General features: G+C 56.0%; 22 protein-coding genes and 1 pseudogene. 10 read left to right on the forward strand and 13 right to left on the reverse strand.

Translation table 11 applies throughout. From position 1 onward, the window contains the following. Window positions 1-2: 2 nt before the first annotated feature. The 9 genes from AABB31_RS15095 to AABB31_RS15135 all read left to right on the forward strand — a co-directional run bounded on the left by AABB31_RS15095 (window position 3) and on the right by AABB31_RS15135 (window position 8,895). A complete protein-coding gene (locus AABB31_RS15095; RefSeq protein WP_342077359.1) occupies window positions 3-359 on the forward strand; it encodes a hypothetical protein in 357 nt (118 codons plus the stop codon). Next, window positions 356-928, forward strand: a complete 573-nt coding sequence (locus AABB31_RS15100; RefSeq protein WP_342077358.1) for a magnesium transporter MgtE N-terminal domain-containing protein — start codon at window positions 356-358, stop codon at window positions 926-928. The genes AABB31_RS15095 and AABB31_RS15100 overlap by 4 nt, the downstream gene beginning before the upstream one ends. Before the next feature lie 84 nt (window positions 929-1,012). Beyond that, entirely contained in the window at window positions 1,013-1,882 is an 870-nt protein-coding gene (gene motA / locus AABB31_RS15105; RefSeq protein WP_342077357.1) for a flagellar motor stator protein MotA, read from the forward strand. Then, window positions 1,879-4,113: a hypothetical protein gene (locus tag AABB31_RS15110; protein ID WP_373634928.1), complete on the forward strand. Its 2,235-nt coding sequence runs from the start codon at window positions 1,879-1,881 to the stop codon at window positions 4,111-4,113. Before motA ends, AABB31_RS15110 begins: the two co-directional genes overlap by 4 nt. 79 nt (window positions 4,114-4,192) lie before the next feature. Beyond that, window positions 4,193-4,558 carry a hypothetical protein gene (locus AABB31_RS15115; protein WP_342077354.1) on the forward strand — a complete coding sequence of 122 codons (366 nt, stop codon included), beginning with the start codon at window positions 4,193-4,195 and terminating at the stop codon, window positions 4,556-4,558. After that, window positions 4,555-6,645 (forward strand): flagellar biosynthesis protein FlhA, encoded by a 2,091-nt coding sequence (flhA, locus tag AABB31_RS15120; RefSeq protein WP_342077353.1) that lies wholly within the window; start codon window positions 4,555-4,557, stop codon window positions 6,643-6,645. The genes AABB31_RS15115 and flhA overlap by 4 nt, the downstream gene beginning before the upstream one ends. Next, window positions 6,642-7,424, forward strand: a complete 783-nt coding sequence (locus AABB31_RS15125; protein ID WP_342077352.1) for a flagellar biosynthetic protein FliR — start codon at window positions 6,642-6,644, stop codon at window positions 7,422-7,424. The genes flhA and AABB31_RS15125 overlap by 4 nt, the downstream gene beginning before the upstream one ends. Continuing rightward, a complete protein-coding gene (locus AABB31_RS15130) occupies window positions 7,421-8,503 on the forward strand; it encodes a flagellar type III secretion system protein FlhB (RefSeq protein ID WP_342077351.1) in 1,083 nt (360 codons plus the stop codon). Before AABB31_RS15125 ends, AABB31_RS15130 begins: the two co-directional genes overlap by 4 nt. 23 nt (window positions 8,504-8,526) lie before the next feature. Then, a complete protein-coding gene (locus AABB31_RS15135; RefSeq protein WP_342077350.1) occupies window positions 8,527-8,895 on the forward strand; it encodes a hypothetical protein in 369 nt (122 codons plus the stop codon). On the opposite strand, the gene AABB31_RS15140 is transcribed toward AABB31_RS15135, so the two are convergent. Genes AABB31_RS15140 through AABB31_RS15180 form a run of 9 tightly spaced genes read right to left on the reverse strand, consistent with a single transcriptional unit; the run spans window position 8,883 to window position 13,411 of the window. Then, window positions 8,883-9,380 (reverse strand): flagellar basal body-associated FliL family protein, encoded by a 498-nt coding sequence (locus AABB31_RS15140; protein WP_342077349.1) that lies wholly within the window; start codon window positions 9,378-9,380, stop codon window positions 8,883-8,885. The two genes, AABB31_RS15135 and AABB31_RS15140, sit on opposite strands and share 13 nt — an antisense overlap. An 18-nt stretch (window positions 9,381-9,398) precedes the next feature. Beyond that, complete coding sequence (gene flgH, locus AABB31_RS15145) at window positions 9,399-10,145, reverse strand: flagellar basal body L-ring protein FlgH (protein ID WP_342077348.1); 747 nt, start codon at window positions 10,143-10,145, stop codon at window positions 9,399-9,401. Next, on the reverse strand, window positions 10,132-10,548 hold the full coding sequence (gene flgA / locus AABB31_RS15150; protein ID WP_342077347.1) for a flagellar basal body P-ring formation chaperone FlgA: 417 nt from the start codon (window positions 10,546-10,548) through the stop codon (window positions 10,132-10,134). Before flgA ends, flgH begins: the two co-directional genes overlap by 14 nt. Continuing rightward, entirely contained in the window at window positions 10,545-11,330 is a 786-nt protein-coding gene (flgG, locus tag AABB31_RS15155) for a flagellar basal-body rod protein FlgG (RefSeq protein WP_342077346.1), read from the reverse strand. Before flgG ends, flgA begins: the two co-directional genes overlap by 4 nt. Window positions 11,331-11,342: 12 nt before the next feature. Next, window positions 11,343-12,059, reverse strand: a complete 717-nt coding sequence (locus AABB31_RS15160) for a flagellar hook-basal body complex protein (RefSeq protein WP_342077345.1) — start codon at window positions 12,057-12,059, stop codon at window positions 11,343-11,345. Window positions 12,060-12,061: 2 nt separating this feature from the next. Then, complete coding sequence (locus AABB31_RS15165; protein ID WP_342077344.1) at window positions 12,062-12,328, reverse strand: flagellar biosynthetic protein FliQ; 267 nt, start codon at window positions 12,326-12,328, stop codon at window positions 12,062-12,064. Further along, on the reverse strand, window positions 12,328-12,609 hold the full coding sequence (gene fliE, locus AABB31_RS15170) for a flagellar hook-basal body complex protein FliE (RefSeq protein ID WP_342077343.1): 282 nt from the start codon (window positions 12,607-12,609) through the stop codon (window positions 12,328-12,330). The genes AABB31_RS15165 and fliE overlap by 1 nt, the downstream gene beginning before the upstream one ends. A gap of 12 nt (window positions 12,610-12,621) precedes the next feature. Then, window positions 12,622-13,014, reverse strand: a complete 393-nt coding sequence (gene flgC / locus AABB31_RS15175; protein ID WP_342077342.1) for a flagellar basal body rod protein FlgC — start codon at window positions 13,012-13,014, stop codon at window positions 12,622-12,624. 10 nt (window positions 13,015-13,024) lie between these two features. Beyond that, window positions 13,025-13,411 (reverse strand): FlgB family protein, encoded by a 387-nt coding sequence (locus AABB31_RS15180; protein ID WP_342077341.1) that lies wholly within the window; start codon window positions 13,409-13,411, stop codon window positions 13,025-13,027. 84 nt (window positions 13,412-13,495) lie between these two features. Between AABB31_RS15180 and AABB31_RS15185 the strand changes: the two are divergent. After that, window positions 13,496-14,844, forward strand: a pseudogene (locus AABB31_RS15185) (FliI/YscN family ATPase). Window position 14,845: 1 nt separating this feature from the next. On the opposite strand, the gene AABB31_RS15190 reads toward AABB31_RS15185, so the two are convergent. The 4 genes from AABB31_RS15190 to AABB31_RS15205 form a co-directional block, all read right to left on the reverse strand. Next, a complete protein-coding gene (locus AABB31_RS15190) occupies window positions 14,846-15,652 on the reverse strand; it encodes a DUF1217 domain-containing protein (RefSeq protein ID WP_342077340.1) in 807 nt (268 codons plus the stop codon). Beyond that, window positions 15,649-16,053, reverse strand: a complete 405-nt coding sequence (gene flbT / locus AABB31_RS15195) for a flagellar biosynthesis repressor FlbT (protein WP_342077339.1) — start codon at window positions 16,051-16,053, stop codon at window positions 15,649-15,651. Before flbT ends, AABB31_RS15190 begins: the two co-directional genes overlap by 4 nt. 2 nt (window positions 16,054-16,055) lie before the next feature. Further along, entirely contained in the window at window positions 16,056-16,427 is a 372-nt protein-coding gene (flaF, locus tag AABB31_RS15200; protein ID WP_342077338.1) for a flagellar biosynthesis regulator FlaF, read from the reverse strand. A gap of 95 nt (window positions 16,428-16,522) precedes the next feature. Beyond that, on the reverse strand, window positions 16,523-18,076 hold the full coding sequence (locus AABB31_RS15205) for a flagellin (protein ID WP_342077337.1): 1,554 nt from the start codon (window positions 18,074-18,076) through the stop codon (window positions 16,523-16,525). Between the last annotated feature and the right edge of the window lie 127 nt (window positions 18,077-18,203).

The following is an 18,203-nucleotide window of genomic DNA, read 5'->3' on the forward strand; positions in this document are numbered from 1 at the left end:
AGATGACGATGATCGCCGATACACTGTTGATCGCAGGGGCGCTTGGCGCGGGGCTATACTGTTACGTACTCGCGCGTAGATTGCGCCGTTTCACCGACCTTGAAAAAGGGGTTGGCGGTGCTGTTGCTGTTTTATCCGCACAGGTTGATGATTTGACAAAGACCCTCGACCAGGCGCGAAGCAGCGCGCAGTCCTCTGTTGACCGGCTGGATGATGTCAGTAGCCGGGCCGAGACAGCCGCCCAGCGACTTGAGCTGCTGATGGCGTCACTGCATGACTTACCCGATCCCGCCGCTGCGCGTCCGGTTGATAGCCCGTTTTTCGTGCGGCGACAGACGCAGCCGGAGGGACGCCAGTGACGAAATCAACCCGTGGCCGCTCACGCCGTGGCACGTTGAATATTATCGCCGGACTATTGATTGCCTCTGCTTTTGTCCGAGGTATCGCTGACATCGGCCCGGCGCTTGCCAATAACGCGCCAGACGACCTGACAGAGGTTATGACGGTACCCGATACGCCGACGGATACCGCAAGCCTAGTCGAGGCATTTCAACAGCGCGAAGCCCGGCTCGCGGCGCGCGAGGCGTCCTTCCGCGATCGGATGCAAGCCTTGCGTGTTGCGGAAATCGAAATTGAGGAAAAGCTGGAAGAACTACGGCGGGCCGAAGAATCGCTTCTTGCCACAATCGCACTCGCCGAAACCGCCGCGGCGACTGATCTTGGGCAACTGACCAGCGTCTACGAGAATATGAAACCCAAGGAAGCAGCCGCCCTATTTGAGGAAATGCCACCTGAATTTGCCGCCGGTTTTCTGGGCATGATGCGGCCGGATGCGGCAGCGCTCATCATGACACAGCTGGCGCCGGAAACCGCTTATTCGTTCAGCGTCGTCCTTGCTGGCCGCAACGCCAACGCACCAACGCAATAGCGATGATAGAAAGTTAACACCTTGGCCTTATGCATTGGAAGGAGTCGAGATCACGCTGCGCGCTGTCAAAGGGAAATGATCTAAATGGTTGGGATAATAGGCATTGTTATCATCTTTGTCATGGTCTTTGGCGGGTATCTGCTGGCCGGCGGGAAGATGGGAATCATTCTCAAGGCATTGCCGTTCGAGATGATCATGATCGGCGGCGCGGCGATTGGCGCGTTTGTGATCAGCAATGATACCAGTGCGATAAAACATACGCTCAAGGATATGGGCAAGGTGTTTAAGGGGCCAAAATGGCAGGCCCAAGACTATCGTGATCTGCTGTGTCTGATGTTCGAATTGATCCGCGTCGCACGCACCAACCCTGTTGACCTCGAAAGCCACATTGAGGCGCCGGATAGCTCATCAATTTTCGGGAAATACCCCAAAATACTCGATGACGCCGAAGCAATTGCCTTGATTTGCGACACGTTGCGGTCCGCGTCAATGAATTACGACGATCCCCACCAGGTAGAAGAAATTCTGGAAAAACGGATTGAAGCAACCTTGCATCACAAGATGCATTCGACCCACGCATTGCAAACCGTCGCTGACGGGTTACCGGCGCTTGGTATTGTCGCGGCCGTTTTGGGCGTGATCAAGACGATGGCCTCAATCGACCAACCGCCCGAAGTGTTGGGCAAGCTGATTGGTGGCGCCTTGGTGGGGACCTTCCTCGGCGTCTTTTTGGCCTATGGGCTGGTTGGCCCGTTTTCTGCCAAGGTCAAAGCCGTTGTTGAGGAAGATGCGCACTTCCATCAGTTGATCCGAGAAGTTCTTGTGGCCAATCTGCACGCCCATGCCCCCAATATCTGTGTCGAAGTAGGCCGACAAAACATGCCGAGCCATTATCGTCCGAGCTTTGCAGAGATGGAGGACGCATTGAAAGCAACCAAGCAGAGTGCAGCATGAGATATTGGTGCTTCTTTGCCGCCTTGTTCCTTACCTCCAGCATGTCGGCCGCTGCACCGGTCGGCATACAAACGGGCGAGCATGACACTTTTTCAAGAGTCGTCCTCAATATTCCCGAAGGGTCGTCCTGGCAGTTGGGGCGCGTGCCCGAAGGTTATCTACTCTCACTCGACGTCGAAGAGGGATTCGACCTTGAGGGCTTCTTTGAACGTATCCCACGGGATCGCATCGATGATGTTTCGCAGGATGCAGAAGCCGGACAACTTGTTTTGTCAGTGAATTGCGTCTGCAAAGCCCGCGCGACACTCTTTTCGCCAATATATCTCGTCATCGACATCGTCGATGGTGAAGCCGCTGTTGACTCGCCTTTTGAAGCGCCGATTGACCAGCCAACCACTGCCCGCGAGGTCGCAGAAACTTACCGGATACCGAACCGACCTTTACTACCGGTGGTCCTGCCACGGTCGGCATCAACCCCTGCAGTGGCGCAGGAACCACCCCTAGTTTCAGAACGATCGGCGGCAGTGGCCGAAGATCAGCCCTCGAACGAAAGCGTCGTGGCAGCAGGCGGCAACCTCCGCGATTTGGAACAATCCATCGCGCAAGGACTCTCTCGCGCACTCACCCAAGGCCTTTTGGATGTGAATCCGGATTTGCAGGAAGATCCGCGCGCGGCGCAGCTGGTTCAAAGGCAGCTTGATCAACGTGATCAGCAAGCCGGTCCAGGGCTTCGCACCGAGACAAGCATCGACAACCTGGCAATCCTCACCGGGCCCAGCGCCGCGGTGGCACAAGACGGTCAGGTTTGCGTGCAAGCCGACTACGTCGATGTGGCAAAATGGGGTGATGATCGCCCATTCGCGGTTCAAATCGGCGAAGCACGCTCAAAAATCAGCTCTGAAAGGGATCGCGTGGACCAAACTGCAGTGGAGTCGCTGGCACGGAACTATCTCTATTTTGGCTTTGGTCGCGAGGCAAAACAGACGCTGCAAATCGACAATATTGCGTCGGTTGAGCGTCAGTACCTTCTCGCCATTGCAAATATTATGGATGCCTACCCAGCCGATAAGGCGCTGTTTTCTTTGCAGGTAAGTTGCAATTCGCCGGTCTCACTCTGGGCCTTATTGGCCAATACTGAGAACCCGCTAGACGCCCAAATTGACCGCGCTGCCGTCCTCCGCCATTTCAAGACGCTTCCGGCACATCTACAATCGCACCTCGGACCCACGTTATCAGCGAGGCTATTGAACCTTGGCGATCAGGATGGTGCGGCACAGGTTCTGCAAAGCGCGCAGACTTTGCCGGAGCCATCGCTCGAGACCGACCTTGCAGAAACGGCATTGTTACGCGCCCGCGGCGAACAGGACCAGGCCATCGAACAACTTGCTGACATTGCACAGACAACAACTCGTATCTCGCCCGCCGTCATGACCGAGGTCTTGCGCGATTCTCTCAGCCAGGGACGGAGCGTGACTGCGGCCGATCACCTGACGGCGGATACACTGAGATACGAAAATCGAGCAAACCCAGAGATCGGCGCGCTGGCCGTTGCTCAAATCCGTGCATATCTGCAGGATAATAATTTCGACGCCGCGTTCGGTCTTCTCGATGAGGAGGCTGATATTCTTGCTGGGCAACGCGACGAACTTGAAAATGAACTGGCGCTATCCGCAGCATCTAATATGGAGAATGCTGCGTTTCTCGAACTGGCATTTGACCCATCTTTCCAGTTGCAAACGACCACTGCGGAATATGCCTTTGCAGCAAGGTTGATTGATCTCGGTTTCCCTGATCGTGCGACGATACTTCTCACGTCCCGGCCGGAGGCTGGATTTGACACCAGAAGGCAAGAATTATTGGCAACGGCATTTCTCGCAAGTGGCCAACCGGGCAGCGCGCGCGAAGTTTTGGAGGGTGTCGCTGGTAATCAGGCAGAGCTGTTACGACTGGCGGCCGACGATTTATCGGCTGGCGACCAGGTTAGCGCAGATCTGTCAATTGGCGAAGAACAGCCAGCCAGCCAGTGGCGGCGCGGCGCATGGCAAGAACTATTGCAGTCGGATGATACGCTTCTTCAAGCCGCTTCGTCTGCCGTCAATGACAATGCGATCACAGATTTAGATGATCAGGAGCCCCTTGCCAGTGGAAGGAACCTCGCCGAGGAGGCTAGTCGAACTCGCGACCTTCTGGACGCTCTGTTGCAGCGGTTTCAAACACCCGAACCTCTGTAAGAGAAGTAGCATTACTTACCATTTCTCAACCAATTTAGATCAATTGTAAGCAGTGTATTACTGTGGGACGTGATCGGCGATGCTAGGCAGAAAGCCTTTTCTTCGGCACATCGAATTTGTGCTGTTTATCTTTCACACGATGCGGCAGCACGTTTGCATGATCATGATGGAAATTCCTGCAAAATTTGGCAAAATAGGTCAGCGACGACAGAAACAGCTTTGCGCTGAGGCGCCGCAGCCCAACCGCTATCGAACTTCAAGGCTGTCCTATGGATATAGCTGTCCTGCTGATTGGGTTGAATTTCGCAAACAAGACCACAAAACCCTATCTCACGAAATGCCAGATGGGTATGAGCCACAGCCTTCGCTCTTTCAGATCACGCCAAAATTGTGCGACGTGTCGTTTGATGCCGTAACGACCAGGCAGATGGGAACTAATCCATGAAGTCCTTGGCGCTGAGTGATATTTTCCAACCCACCATTCTACTGGCAATTGCATTGATGGCCATCATCGTGATGATGATTTTGCCCATGCCAGCATGGGTGTTGGACATTGGTTTGGCCGCTTCATTTGCGCTTGCGATCCTGATGTTTACGGTCACGCTGTTCATTGAAAGGCCTCTTGATTTCTCGGCCTTTCCGACGGTGCTTTTGGCATCTTTGATGCTTCGCCTTTCGTTGAATGTATCGTCCACGAAGCTGATCATCGGGGAGGGCCACACCGGTACAGATGCGGCCGGGGACGTGATTGAAGGCTTTGCGATGTTTGTGATGAGCGGCAACGTATTGCTTGGCCTCGTCGTTTTTTGCGTGCTGCTGATCGTGAATTTTGTGGTGATTAACAAGGGTGCTACACGCATGGCCGAGGTTGGTGCGCGATTTGCACTGGACGCGATGCCAGGTAAGCAGCTTGCGATTGATAGCGACATGTCAGCGGGCGCAATCGACCACGCAGAGGCAAAGTTGCGGCGCGAGCGTGAGCAGGCCGAAACGACGTTCTTCGGGTCACTCGATGGTGCGTCGAAATTTGTGAAGGGTGACGCAATAGCTGGTCTTTTGATCACGGCGCTGAACTTGATCATGGGCCTGATAATCGGGATTTCGGTTCATGGTATGCCAATAGGGCAAGCCTTTGAAACATATGCGATTTTGACTGTGGGCGACGGACTGGTTTCACAAATTCCAGCGGTCGTCATCTCAATCGCATCGGCATTATTGTTGGCGCGGGGCGGCGCGACCGGCGCAACTGACCTAGCTTTGGTGCAACAATTGGGAAGACATCCGGCCGCCTTGATGACGGTAGCGATCCTGATGGCACTTTTTGCGTTGGTGCCCGGACTGCCATTTCTTCCTTTCATCGTCGGGGCTCTTGTTCTTGCTGGCTGCGCATGGGCCATGTCCGCAGCGGCGCAACGCCGAACGGTCGAGGAAGAGGCCCCAGCTGCGCCGCAAGAAGAAAAGGCAGATACCCTGTCCATGGCGGATGCACTTGATCTCGATGACATCCACGTCGAATTCGCGCCAGATCTGGTAGATATGGTGCTTGATCCTGGTACCGGATTGGATGCGCGGATCGCAAACATGCGGAACCACGTGGCAACAACCTATGGTGTCTTGCTTCCGGAAATTCGGCTGACCGACAACGCAGCCCTGACACCTGGTTCCTATGTGGTTCACGTACAGGGGGTTGAGCAGGTTCGTGACAGGTTAATGGCCGATCAGGTTCTCGCATTGATTAATGATGGTGAACCCTCTGGATTGCCGGGCGAAACCGTCAAAGAGCCGGTTTACGGCGCGCCGGCTCAATGGATCAGTCACGAAAATCAGGAAACTGCGGCGCTTGCCGGGCTCACAACAGTTCAACCTACAGAAGTGCTGGCCACGCATTTGCTTGAGATTGTCAAACGCAACTTCCCGCGCTTGTTGACCCATAAAGCGTTGCGGCGTCGCCTCGACGAAATGACCAACCTGAGCGATCCAGATCGCGCGCAAGCCAACAAAACCCTTCTTGATGAACTTATCCCGGACAAGGTCCCCATGGATGTGTTGTTGTCGGTCTTGCGCTTGCTTTTAGAGGAACGTGTATCGATCAGAAACCTGCCATTGATCCTTGAGGCGATTGCCGAGGGTCGGCCAATGTTTCAGACCATTGATGGGATAACAGAGCATGTGCGGCAACGACTTGGTTTCCAACTGGTCGCAGAAATGCGGCGCGCGGATGGGACCATTCCGTTGGTCCAATTGGCACCGGAATGGGAAGATACATTTTCCACATACGAAATCAGGGGTGAGCGCGGCAGCGGCGACGTCGCCCTGCCCCCGGAGAATTTTAATAAACTCGCCGACAGTATTGCCGAAAAACTTGGGCAAGCAGCCGAAGCCGGCGCATACGCGGCGGTTGTTACCTCCATGCGGCGGCGGCGTTTTTTGAGGACTGTGATGACTGCGAAAGGCATCATGAACCCTGTCCTGTCGTTCGAGGAAATTGGCATTGACGCGCGTCCTGCACTTGTTGGGCTGGTACCAGCGTGATCAACGATCTGCTGCCCCTTGTGCCGATGTCGCAAGCGGTGCTTTGGACGGGCCTGGCGGTGTTCGTAAGGATCAGCACGATGATGGCGGTGCTTCCGGCATTTGGCGATCAACCGGTGCCAATGCGCGTTAGGCTCGCCTTGGCCGTGATGTTCACGCTGATCGTGGCGCCGGCGATTGCGCCCACACTTCCAGCTGTCCCCAACAACATGTTTGCCGCCATTGCACCGCTGGGGTCAGAGGTGCTTGCTGGGCTGTTCTTTGGCGTATTCTTGCGGTTCTTTATCCTGGTCTTGCAAATTGCCGGTTCAATCGCGGCACAATCAACCTCACTTTCCCAGATCTTTGGGGGAAGTGCAGGCGTAGACCCGCAACCCGCAATCAGCCACCTCTTGGTTGTGGCCGGTACGGCATTGGCAACACTTTTGGGCCTGCATGTGCAGGCCGCTGCCTACATGATCCACAGCTACACATTGGTTCCGTTTGGTTTCACACTTAACGGCGAAACGGTCGCAGATGTCGGGGTGGCACAGGTTGGGACGACATTCAGCCTTGCATTTACACTCGCCGCGCCGTTTCTGATCGCATCGCTTGTCTATAATGTGGTTTTGGGGATCATCAACCGGGCGATGCCTCAATTGATGGTTTCATTCGTGGGCGCGCCTGCGATCACCGCTGGCGGGCTACTTCTTTTGCTGCTTTCTGCGCCTGTGATGCTGACAATCTGGATGCAGGCGTTTTCAACCTTCATGGCCGCGCCATTTGGAAATCTGCCATGAGCGGGCAGGACGATGATAGTGACAAGCAATACGAGCCGACGCAGAAAAAACTGCAGGATGCGCGCAAGAAAGGTGAAATCGCCAAATCCACCGATCTGACGACCGCCGCTGTCTATCTTGGGTTTCTGATCACCATGATGACAATTGGGCCACTTGCCCTGATTGATCTGGCAACTGCGATGTCATCGCTGTTGCGAAATGCCGACGATCTTGCCGTATTGTGGTTTTCTGGCAGCGGGATGTCGCTATCGGGCGGAATTTTCTCCGAGGTTTCGTGGGGGTTTGCCCCTTGGTTCGTGATCCCGGCGATGTTGGCCATTGCCTCCATTATCCTGCAACAGAGCTTCATTGTTACCGGCAGCAAGCTCGCGCCCAAGCTGGATCGAATCTCGCCCTTGTCAGGCATCAAGAATAAATTCGGGCGACAGGGCCTTTTTGAGTTCTTCAAGAGCACGATCAAACTGATCATCTACGGCGTGATCATGGCATTGTTTCTAAATGCCCAGTTGGACAAGATGATCGGAAGCATGCAATTGCCGCCCGCGGTCATTGTCGCCGAGCTTGGGCGGATTCTCGTGCAATTGATGCTGATTGTCCTGGTTGTTGCGGCAGTCTTGGGGGGTATTGATTACCTCTGGCAGCGGGCGGAACACATTCGCAAAAACCGCATGAGCCGCAAGGAAATGATGGAGGAGCACAAGCAAGCCGAAGGCGATCCGATGATGAAACAGCAACGTCGGCAGCGCGCCCACGAAATTGCCATGAACAAGATGCTGGCAGACGTACCAACAGCCGACGTCATCATCGTGAATCCAACCCACTTTTCTGTCGCCCTTAAATGGGATCGCAGCGCGGGCGGCGCCCCCATTTGCGTGGCAAAAGGGGTCGACGAAATCGCGGCGCGTATCAGGGAAATGGCGCATGAACATGCTGTTCCGATCCATTCGGATCCACCGACAGCCCGGGCACTGCATGCAAGCGTGGAAATCGGCGAGGAGATCGCGCCAGATCACTACCGTGCTGTTGCTGCAGCGATCCGGTTTGCCGAAAGCATCAAGCAGAAGGCGCGCAGATCGTGAGCAAATCGACACAGATTGCCAGGTTGGGCGAAGTCGCAAAACTGCGTTTGCAGGTGGTACAGGCCGAAATGAATGATCTGGTGAACCAGGCAAATGGGTTGCGACGTAATCTTGACCAGTTGGTTGAAAGCAAGCACGCGCTTGCGCGTGCAGATCGCCAAACAGATGATCCTGCCCTTGCAGCTGGCGCAGACATCAGGTGGCAGAAATGGGCCGACCAACGTCGCGCTGCGATCAATACAGAGTTGGCGCAAGTCATGGCCAGACAAGATGTTTGCCGGCGGCGGCTGAAACATGCTTTTGGTCAAGACCAGGCAGCGGATCAATTGTTGGCGCAGCAGATAGTTGAAGAACAGGTCAGGCGTCGCCGAAAGATCGACTACGAATCCTGACGCAAGATATCCACGATCAAGACATCTGTGACCTGCGGGCCCGCGATGGTCCGCGCGACGCGCTGCAATTCACTGCGCAATGCCCGCATGTTGGTCCCTGACGTGAAATTCCCGGAAAATCCGCCGATATTGGCGTGATCAAACATGACCTGCAGGAACCCGTCCCGCAGTTTGGGCTCGACCGCGAAAACGGTTGTACGCGCGCCAGCCTCGACCTCGACACTCAGAGACATCACAACCATCGCAGCCACCGCGCCGTTTTCGATGACTGGAACGATAAATTGATTGTTCAGCTTGGCATATTCCTTGTCGCCGGTGGATTCGTCTGCAGCTGGGGGTTTTTCAGCTGTCGCCTTATCTTCACCCGGCGCATCCTCGCCTTCTTCTGCTGTTTCGGTGGGGGCAGGTTTCAATACCAGCCCCGCGGCAACACCACCACCCACGCCCAACAAAAGCAGAATTAGCGGCAACAACAATTTCATCATCAGGCGGCTCCGATCAGGTCAAAACGGCAGGGTGGCTTCGAGGATTTGCTGACCGTAGCGTGGCTGCTGCATGTCAGTGATCTGGCCACGGCCCCCATATGAAATCCGCGCAGAGGCAATCTTGTCATAGGTGATTTCATTCTGGCGGGTGATGTCTTCTGGCCTGACATAGCCAGTGACCATCAACTCGCGCAGTTCGAAATTGACCCGCACCTCTTGCTGACCGACAATTGCAAGAACGCCATTCGGCAGCACATCAATGATCGTTGCGGCCACCCGAAGGGTCAGTTTTTCATTGCGACGCACGCTGCCATCGCCCGAGGTTGAACTGGACGAGCTAAGGTCGACGAGGTCGGCCGATGACGCGCCTTCAGGCAACCGCGGATCAATCCGTTGTGGAATGCCCAGGAGTTGTGGAATCCCGGCCTGCTGAGATGCCGACCTGGATCTGTCGGTCGAGTTGGAAATCTCGGCCCGGTCGTCGATTTCGATAACCACTGTCATGATATCGCCGCGCTGCATGGCCCGACGATCACCCAGCAGTGATCCGCGCGCACCCGTCCATAGCGATGCGCGCGATGATGGGGCCAGCGCAGTCGCCTGAATGGCAGCCGGAGTGCCGGGATCAATCATTGCATTGCGTTCAATCGCCCGATCCATCGGTGAAAATGGTGGCGGTTTTCCCACAGGGGTGCTGCTGCATCCGCAAACAAGAAGCAGGGCAAGAGATGCGATAGCCTTCTTCAACGCCTTACCGTGCAACATAACCCGCCCCATCCGTGCCAATCTGTGCCGTGACCGTACTGCGCGAGCTGAGGTTCATCACCCGGATGATGTCACCCGGACCGCCGCGGCCCAGCGCCCTGCCTTCTGTCGAAATCATCAGACCGTTGCGCTGATAGTGCAAAAAAATGATCTGGTTTCGTTCGACCACTGCCGGAAAACCGACATCGCCGGGACGAATGGGCCGACCGGCGTAAAGCGCCACGCGCGCCTCCATGCCGATAATGGTTGCAGGGTCCTTGACCCCGCCCGGAATATCCCGCTCGTGCATGACGATGTCATCGGGCATGATTAGCGATTGTGCGGGGATGGTCCGGGCAGCGACCACTGTGTCCGCGAAGGATGCGCCAGGTATCAAAAGCCAAAGAAGAACCGCCCACCTCATCTTAGCTGGACCATTGCGCTAAGCATCTGATCCGCAGCTGTGATCACCTTTGAATTCAGCTCGTACCCGCGCTGCGCCTCAATCAGATCGGTCACCTCGCGCACCGGGTCGACAGAGCTGTCTTCCAGATATCCTTGCCGAAGGACCCCCAGACCATCCGTGCCGGGCGTCGCGACCGCCGATGGCCCGGAAGCCGGTGTTTCAAGGAACAGATTGGACCCAATCGCCGCTAGCCCCTTGGCATTGGTAAAGCCTGCCAGGGAGAATTGGCCGAGCAGTTGTGGCTGCACCTGATCGTTGAAGTAGCCATAAACCTCCCCCTCTGCATTGATGGAAATGGAGCGGGTGTCGCGTGGAATGGTGATATCTGGCACAACCGGATACCCATCGGACGTTACAATCTGTCCGTCGCCGGTCAATTTCAGCCCGCCATCACGCGTGTAGGCCGAAACGCCCGACGGCAGGGTTACTTCCAGATAACCATCACCCTCGATCGCGAGGTCGAGATCACCGCCAGTTGCCGCCAGCGATCCCTGGCTCAGCATCACGGAAATTGCGCTGGACCGGACCCCGAGTCCAAGCTGAACGCCGGTGGGCAGCACCGTCCCGTCGGATGCATTGATCGTTCCTGGCCGGGCAAGTTGTTGATAGTGAAGATCGGCAAACTCCGCCCGGCGGGCGTTGTAGCCAGTCGTATTCATATTGGCGAGGTTGTTTGAAATCACCTCAACCCGCATTTGTTGCGCCGACATACCAGCGGCAGCTATTTTCAAGGCACGCATGTTATTTCTCCTTTATCGGCGAATTGCCTGGATGACGCTGCGAATGCGCTCATCCTCTTTGTCCATAAAACTTTGGCCCAGCTCATAGGCGCGCTGCACCTCGATCATGCGGCTGACCTGCAAGATCGGATTGACGTTGGAATCTTCCAAAAAGCCCTGCAGCATCCGGCCATCCAGGGCAGGTTCAAAACCGCCACGGGCGTCAAACATCACGCCGCCTTCGCGGATCATCTGGTTGGGATCGACCGGTACAACCAACCCGATCTGTCCAATCGGCTGGCCGCCGGCACTGATCGTTCCGTCGGGTCCAATCCCGATTTGACCAACGCCCTGCGGTACAAAAACCGGGGCACCGCCCGCATCCAGAACAGGATAGCCATCCGCCGTCACCAGATCGCCGTTTTCATTTGGGCCGAACGCACCCGCGCGGGTCAGCCGCTGCCCATTTGGGCTTTCGACCAGAAAGAACCCGTCCCCCTCAATCGCAAGGTCAAACCGACCACCGGTTTGCGACAGGCTGCCCTGCTGCATCACGGTATCGCGCACCGCCGCAGTCGCCATTGAAAGCGAACTTGCATCCGGCCCAAGCGCTTTGACATGTTCGGAAAACATAACGCCCTCGGCCCGGAACCCCGTCGTTGATGTGTTCGCAATATTGTTGGCGAGTGTCCGCAACTCGTTCATCAAGCCCGATTGCCGGGTGAGCGCGGTATATGATGCGTTATCCATTTTCAGCCTCCGGCTATGATCGGGACGAGCGTGTCCTTGAACAAGCTCACCAGGGTTTCGGACATGAAGGCCATGCTCAGCCAGAAAACAGCGACGATTGCAGCCAGCTTGGGGACAAATGTCAGCGTCATTTCCTGAATTGAGGTCAGCGCCTGAAATAGGCCCACGATCAGACCAGCCATCAACGCAACTGTCAGGATCGGGATGGAAATCACAAACGCGACCCACAGGCCCTGCCGCAACGTGTCGTAGAAAAGCGCCTCATCCATCAGACGGGCATACGCAAAATCTCTTGATAGGCCTCAACCACCTTGTCCCGCACGGTAACCGCGGTCTGCACGGCCAGTTCGGTTTGTGCCAAGGCCTGGACCAGCGCATGCGGATCAGCACCGCTGGTCATGGCCTGCATTGCCGTTGCCTCGCTTGCCTTGAGGGTCGACATGAAATCCTGTGACGCACCCATAATAGCGGCGCCACCACCAGTTTCAGCGGGCGACGTTACTGATTTACTAGCCGCATAATTCTGGGCGACAAGAGCGCTAATATCCATCACATATCTCCTTTAGTTTCTTAGCAGGTCCATCAGGGCAGACGACATTTGTCGCACCTGATCGAACATTTTTAGGTTTGCCTCGTAGCTGCGTTGCGCCTCGCGGGCGTCCGCAATTTCGACCAGCAAATTGACGTTGGACCCGTCGTAATGCCCGCTGGCATCCGCCAGCGGATTTGCAGGGTCATAGATGCGTGTCAGTTCGGTTTGATCCAGGCGCATCGGGCCGGTGACGACGGCGCCTGACCGCATGCCTTGTGCCACTTCTTCCTCGAAGGATATGACCTTGCGCTGATACCCCGGCGTATCGGTATTTGCGATATTTTCCGATACGTGCCGCAGGCGACTGGCTTGCGCCTTCATCCCGCTTGCGGCAACCGACATGGCGTTACTGAAATCAGTCATGTTTACGTCCTTATGACCTGCCTAATGTGGTACGCAGCACTGTCATGGCGTGGCGATAAACAGCCAGCGCCCGATCGTGTTCGCGGCTGATAGCGACAGAGTTCAACAACTCTTCTTCCAGTGAGACCGTGTTGCCATTTGGCGCGGGCTCGCTACCGGCTGCGGCCAGTTCAACCTGTGCCACACCGATGGCGCTACCCGAAACATGGCCACTGCGCGTCGTCCGCATCTGCGTGGCGCCCGTCGATTGATATGTTTCTGAAAAGGGTGCAATGGCCTGCGCCTGAAAACCCGGCGTATCGGCATTGGCAATATTTTGCGCAACAATCGCCTGGCGTGCGCCTGCATGGCGCGCCATCGCTGTTGCCGTCTGGAATATATCCAGTGAATCAAACATCGGGGCTTCTCCCTCGGTTCCTGAAACGAATGATTAAGGCTGATTCCTTAAGAAGACGTGAGTGGTTAACGGGAAGAGGCGATTATGGCAGAAAAAATTCTAGCGCAGATCACCAGCGCCATCGCAGACCTCAAGGCAACGCATCCTGTGGGACGGGTGACTGCAGTTGCGGCCGGTACGGTTCAAGTTTCGGGAGTTTCCGCGGTCGCCCGCGTGGGTGATCGCGCGGAAATCCATACGGCATCACGTGCAATTTCCGGCGAGGTCGTCAGGCTGGAACCGGATGTCGCACATATCCTGACCGATGGGTTGGCCGATGGTATTTGTATCAACGATAGGGTCGTGTTGAAGGCACCCCCCAAATTTGCGCCCGATATCAGTTGGATTGGGCGGGTGATTGACCCGGACGGCGTGCCTATTGATGGCAAAACCCTTTTGCCGGGGTTGACGCAGCGCAATTTGCGCATGCTCCCCCCGCCGCGCATCAACGGCGCCCGATGGGGGAACGGCTGGAAACGGGAATCGCTGTTTTCAACACCTTGCTGCCTTTGGCCAAAGGGCAACGGATCGGCTTATTCGCCGGATCAGGTGTCGGAAAGTCCACGCTGATTGCTGATCTTGCCCGTGGCGTCGCGGCGGATGTCATCGTCATTGGTTTGGTGGGCGAGCGCGGCCGCGAATTGCGGCACTTTATCGAAGAGGTGCTAGGCGCGGAAGGAATGAAGAAGTCGGTTGTCGTTGCCGCGACCTCTGATCAGGCGCCGCAGGTTCGGCGCCGCTGTGCGTGGGCGGCGATGTCGGTGGCCGAATATTTTCGCGATGAGGGTCTGCAGGTCTTGCTATTGATGGATTCAGTCACCCGGTTTTGCGAGGCGCATCGGGAGGTTGCCGTCGCGGCCGGGGAAACCGCAAATCTCAGGGGGTTTCCTGCCACGACAGGCCCCTCCATCGCCGCGCTGTGCGAGCGGGCGGGCCCCGGCACAGGTCAAGGCGGTGATATCACCGCAGTTTTCACAGTTCTTGTGGCAGGATCCGACATGGAAGAACCAATAGCTGACATGCTGCGGGGCGTTTTAGACGGACACATCGTGCTGGATCGCGAAATTGCTGAACGCGGGCGCTTTCCGGCAATTGATGTTCTGCGCTCAGTCTCGCGCGCATTGCCTGGTGTTGCTACCGATCAGGAAAACACATTTATTTCCCAGGCACGTGGGGCACTTGGCACCTATGACAGATCTGCTTTGATGATCCAGGCGGGCCTCTATTCTGCTGGCTCAGACAAGGCGATTGACAACGCCATCGCGTGCGCGCCGGCGCTGGACGCTTTTCTGAGTATTAATGACGGTCGGGGGGCACAGGCTCATTTCGCCAAATTGCGGCAAGCACTGAGCAGCAGCCAAATGCATTCAGAGGCGGTTGGGAAACCAGCATAAGCTACCCAAACAAAGAGGGTGCTGACTGCAGAAGGGTCAACGCCGCCGAGCCGCCGGATACGGTGTTGATGCTTGCAGCCTCCGCACGCACCAGGAACATGCGTATCAGGTTTTCTTGCTGCTCCGGATCCTGAAAATCAGCGATTTTGTCGGTTCCAAAGACAGATCTCGAACGCTCTTGAAAAACGTCCAGCTGTTTGTCCAAATCAATACTGGCAATACTTGTCGGCAACCCAAGGGCGGTTTGGAATACGTTTCGTAAGGGCGGATTGCCCATGATCGAGAACCATTGCGCGGTCTCGCTTTGGGTTCGATCCAGAATGTCCGACAGACCATCCTCTACGTTCATTGCCAGACGCAAATCATTGTTCTGCTCACCCACCGCGCGCTCGAACTGACGCGTTTCAAAGCGCGCGATGATCTCGTCTGGAAAACTGGTCAGACTGGTCCGCGCCAGGATGCGGTCCCCAAAACCAAATGTGCGGGCGAAGTCAGCATAGCGCGGATCTGCCAGGCGGTTTGCCAATGCATCGTCATCCAACGTTCCCTCTTCCAGAATGGTTTGGATGAAGAAGCGGTTGTCGATGTCGTCGTCGAGCCCAAAGGCACCCAGCGCAACGGATAACAGCTGCCGATCACTGACCAATTGTTCCGCGGTTACGACGTCGGCGATATTTTCACGAAAATAGTCCGTCGCACGCATGATAGGCTGGCTAGTGCTGTAGGCCTGTTGCTGGTTGTCCAGCGTACGTTCCAAAAAACGCCAACCGACATATCCAGACAATGGAACAACCGGCTGAAACGTCATGACTGATGACCTGCCAACAACCGCGCCTCGCGTGGGAGCAGGTTTCGGAGTGTTTTCAGTGTGCGATAAAAATCCTTACGACCGACCGCCTCTGTCGCCGTATCCAACGTTGCCCGACTGTCATCGTCTCGCAGGGCTTGGCTTAGCTGTTCTATCCCGCGCATGATTTGATGGTACGCATCATCTTCTGCTACGTCGCCGGACAAGACCAACTGCGCGATATAACAGACGCGGCGGACCGGGGTGTTGACCTCATCAGGGCGAATGGCATCGCGCAATCTCAGGATATTGGCGTTTGGTGTCAGGATAGATAGTCTACTCCGCCGATCACCATTCTCGATGACCGCACCATTTACCAAAACACGCTCTTTTGGATTAAGCTTCAGAACCAGGCCCGACATAATCAGCCCTCCCGTCCGTTCAACCCACGTATGACGGCCGTATTGATTTCGATCAGTGGTCCGACATCAGCGGTACCACGAATGACATTCCGAGTGTGATGTTCCGTAAACTCTGCCAGATAGAATAGCTGCGCGCGGAGTTCCTGGGGAAGGCTGTTGTCCTTGTCGGCGACGCTGGCAGCCATTGTGATCCACATGCGGCGGTTTTCATGAAGTGCCGTCACCATTTGCGGATAGCTTGCGCCCGCACCTTGCGATGTTTTGCGTAAGCGGGCAGTGATTTGGCTTATCAGCTGCGCTTCAATGGAACGTTCGCTACGGACAGATACTTGGGTCGGGGCATAGGCTTGCCGGGCTTGCTCAATGACGTTCACGAGAGGTCCTTCCGGGACAAGATAGAACGAGGTGCGGTTTTACCGCACCGAATTTCATGGTGATGGCGCCGCTTTCACGGCGCCATCAGGTTCCTTTACCGGAACAGTGACAGGATCGTCTGCGGTGCCTGGTTCGCAATTGAGAGCGACTGCACACCCAGCTGCTGCTGAACCTGCAAGGCCTGCAAGCGGGCTGACGCCTCTTCCATATCGGCATCCACCAATGCGCCGATCCCGGACTTCAAGCTGTCTGTCAGGTTCGAGATGAACTCGGACTGTGTGTCAATCCGGCCTTGGCTTGAACCGAACTCAGCCGCAGCATCAATGGTGGTATCGATATAAGTCTCGATATTGGCCAAAGCGGCGGCAACACCCTCATCCGTCGTAACATCAAGGTTATCGAGCCCGACCAGGCCACCGGTTGCCGTACCACCGGCTGCACCGGAATCCAGCAGCGCAAGATCAGTCGCACTGTCATTGTCGATCTGCAAGACCCATGCACCAGTGTCAGCATCCTGTTTCACGTTGGTTGAGATGTTCGCTACACCAGCGCCGTCAATGACGGTCTTCAGGCCCCGCGCAACATCTTCAAAGGTTTCACCAGGACCAGCAACGTAGTCATAGTTTACCCCACCGATGGAGGCACGATAACCGTCGCCTTCAGCAACACCTGCCGTCGTCGAGAACGTCAGGGTCGAAGCACGTGCGTCAATCGTCTCGCCCGTGAAACCAACACCCGCAGCACCGGCACCACCACCGTTGACGTTGGTGGTTGCGGTGGCATCAGTCGTCGAGAAATTCACCTCAACATCATCGAACTTAGACAATGATGTAAGTGTGATTGTACCCGTTGCAGCGGTTGCCGAGACACCTTCGATGCCTGCGGCGTTAAGAGCAGCAGTAATACCATCGGCAATACTGGTTGCCGTGTTGCCGGTCGCCAGCGACGTAAATGTCACCGTCTCACCCGCAACTTGAAGGTTATAGGTGTTGCTCGCCGCGGCTGTTGTCGCTGCCAGCGCAATGGTCATGGTATTGCCAGCGTTTGAGAATTGGTTACCTGCAGCGCCAGCCAAGCTGTTTGCACCGTCAGCGGCAGTCACGTTCGCGCTCAGATCGGCGCCTGTTCCGAAAACGCCCGCATCGGTGCTAAGGTCTTGACGTGCAACAGAGATATTCGCCGATGTCACCGTGCCGTCATTCGACCGGTCAAGCGAGGAGAGCACGTTGACCGCGTCTGTCCCTTGCAACATGTTCAAACCGTTGAATTGAGCAGCCCCAACAACAGACGCAATCTGGTCGGTAAGTGCATTAACGTCATCTTGCAGTTTGGTTCGATCAACATTCTCACCCTGCGCGGCGACGATCTTCTCCTTCATATCGGTCAGAAGGTCGGTCACTGTTTCTGCACCGTTACGTGCAACCGCAACAGATGAGCTGCCCAGGGACAGGCTTTCGGAAATGGCTTTGAAACCCTTTACGTCGGATTCCATCACTTTTGAGATGGCCCAAACGGCAGAGTTGTCGCGGGCAGAACCGACTTCCTTGCCGGTCGAAATCATTGCCTGTGTCTTGGACAGGTCGCCATTGATCGACTTGAGTGTCTGAAGCGCAACCATTGCGCTGTTATTTGTCAGAATACTGGACATGTTTCATGGTCCTTTCTTAAGGCGCTTTGCGCCGGGTTGGTTCATGGGAATGCGCCGCAGCGCAACGAACACGTCGTTCTGACGAGGATCACCGGCGCATTTTCCACACCGGGCTAGCCTTTATGGC

It is taken from the genome of Yoonia sp. SS1-5, assembly GCF_038443705.2.
GTDB classification, from domain to species: Bacteria; Pseudomonadota; Alphaproteobacteria; order Rhodobacterales; family Rhodobacteraceae; genus Yoonia; species Yoonia rhodophyticola.

What these genes read in the sequence shown, in the direction of transcription:
- AABB31_RS15095 (WP_342077359.1), top strand. Translation starts at nt 3, where the DNA reads ATGACGATGATCGCCGATACACTGTTGATCGCAGGGGCGCTTGGCGCG.
- motA (WP_342077357.1), top strand. Translation starts at nt 1,013, where the DNA reads ATGGTTGGGATAATAGGCATTGTTATCATCTTTGTCATGGTCTTTGGC.
- AABB31_RS15110 (WP_373634928.1), top strand. Translation starts at nt 1,879, where the DNA reads ATGAGATATTGGTGCTTCTTTGCCGCCTTGTTCCTTACCTCCAGCATG.
- AABB31_RS15115 (WP_342077354.1), top strand. Translation starts at nt 4,193, where the DNA reads ATGCTAGGCAGAAAGCCTTTTCTTCGGCACATCGAATTTGTGCTGTTT.
- flhA (WP_342077353.1), top strand. Translation starts at nt 4,555, where the DNA reads ATGAAGTCCTTGGCGCTGAGTGATATTTTCCAACCCACCATTCTACTG.
- AABB31_RS15130 (WP_342077351.1), top strand. Translation starts at nt 7,421, where the DNA reads ATGAGCGGGCAGGACGATGATAGTGACAAGCAATACGAGCCGACGCAG.
- AABB31_RS15140 (WP_342077349.1), bottom strand. Translation starts at nt 9,380, where the DNA reads ATGATGAAATTGTTGTTGCCGCTAATTCTGCTTTTGTTGGGCGTGGGT.
- flgH (WP_342077348.1), bottom strand. Translation starts at nt 10,145, where the DNA reads ATGTTGCACGGTAAGGCGTTGAAGAAGGCTATCGCATCTCTTGCCCTG.
- flgA (WP_342077347.1), bottom strand. Translation starts at nt 10,548, where the DNA reads ATGAGGTGGGCGGTTCTTCTTTGGCTTTTGATACCTGGCGCATCCTTC.
- flgG (WP_342077346.1), bottom strand. Translation starts at nt 11,330, where the DNA reads ATGCGTGCCTTGAAAATAGCTGCCGCTGGTATGTCGGCGCAACAAATG.
- AABB31_RS15160 (WP_342077345.1), bottom strand. Translation starts at nt 12,059, where the DNA reads ATGGATAACGCATCATATACCGCGCTCACCCGGCAATCGGGCTTGATG.
- AABB31_RS15165 (WP_342077344.1), bottom strand. Translation starts at nt 12,328, where the DNA reads ATGGATGAGGCGCTTTTCTACGACACGTTGCGGCAGGGCCTGTGGGTC.
- fliE (WP_342077343.1), bottom strand. Translation starts at nt 12,609, where the DNA reads ATGGATATTAGCGCTCTTGTCGCCCAGAATTATGCGGCTAGTAAATCA.
- flgC (WP_342077342.1), bottom strand. Translation starts at nt 13,014, where the DNA reads ATGACTGATTTCAGTAACGCCATGTCGGTTGCCGCAAGCGGGATGAAG.
- AABB31_RS15180 (WP_342077341.1), bottom strand. Translation starts at nt 13,411, where the DNA reads ATGTTTGATTCACTGGATATATTCCAGACGGCAACAGCGATGGCGCGC.
- AABB31_RS15190 (WP_342077340.1), bottom strand. Translation starts at nt 15,652, where the DNA reads ATGACGTTTCAGCCGGTTGTTCCATTGTCTGGATATGTCGGTTGGCGT.
- flbT (WP_342077339.1), bottom strand. Translation starts at nt 16,053, where the DNA reads ATGTCGGGCCTGGTTCTGAAGCTTAATCCAAAAGAGCGTGTTTTGGTA.
- AABB31_RS15205 (WP_342077337.1), bottom strand. Translation starts at nt 18,076, where the DNA reads ATGTCCAGTATTCTGACAAATAACAGCGCAATGGTTGCGCTTCAGACA.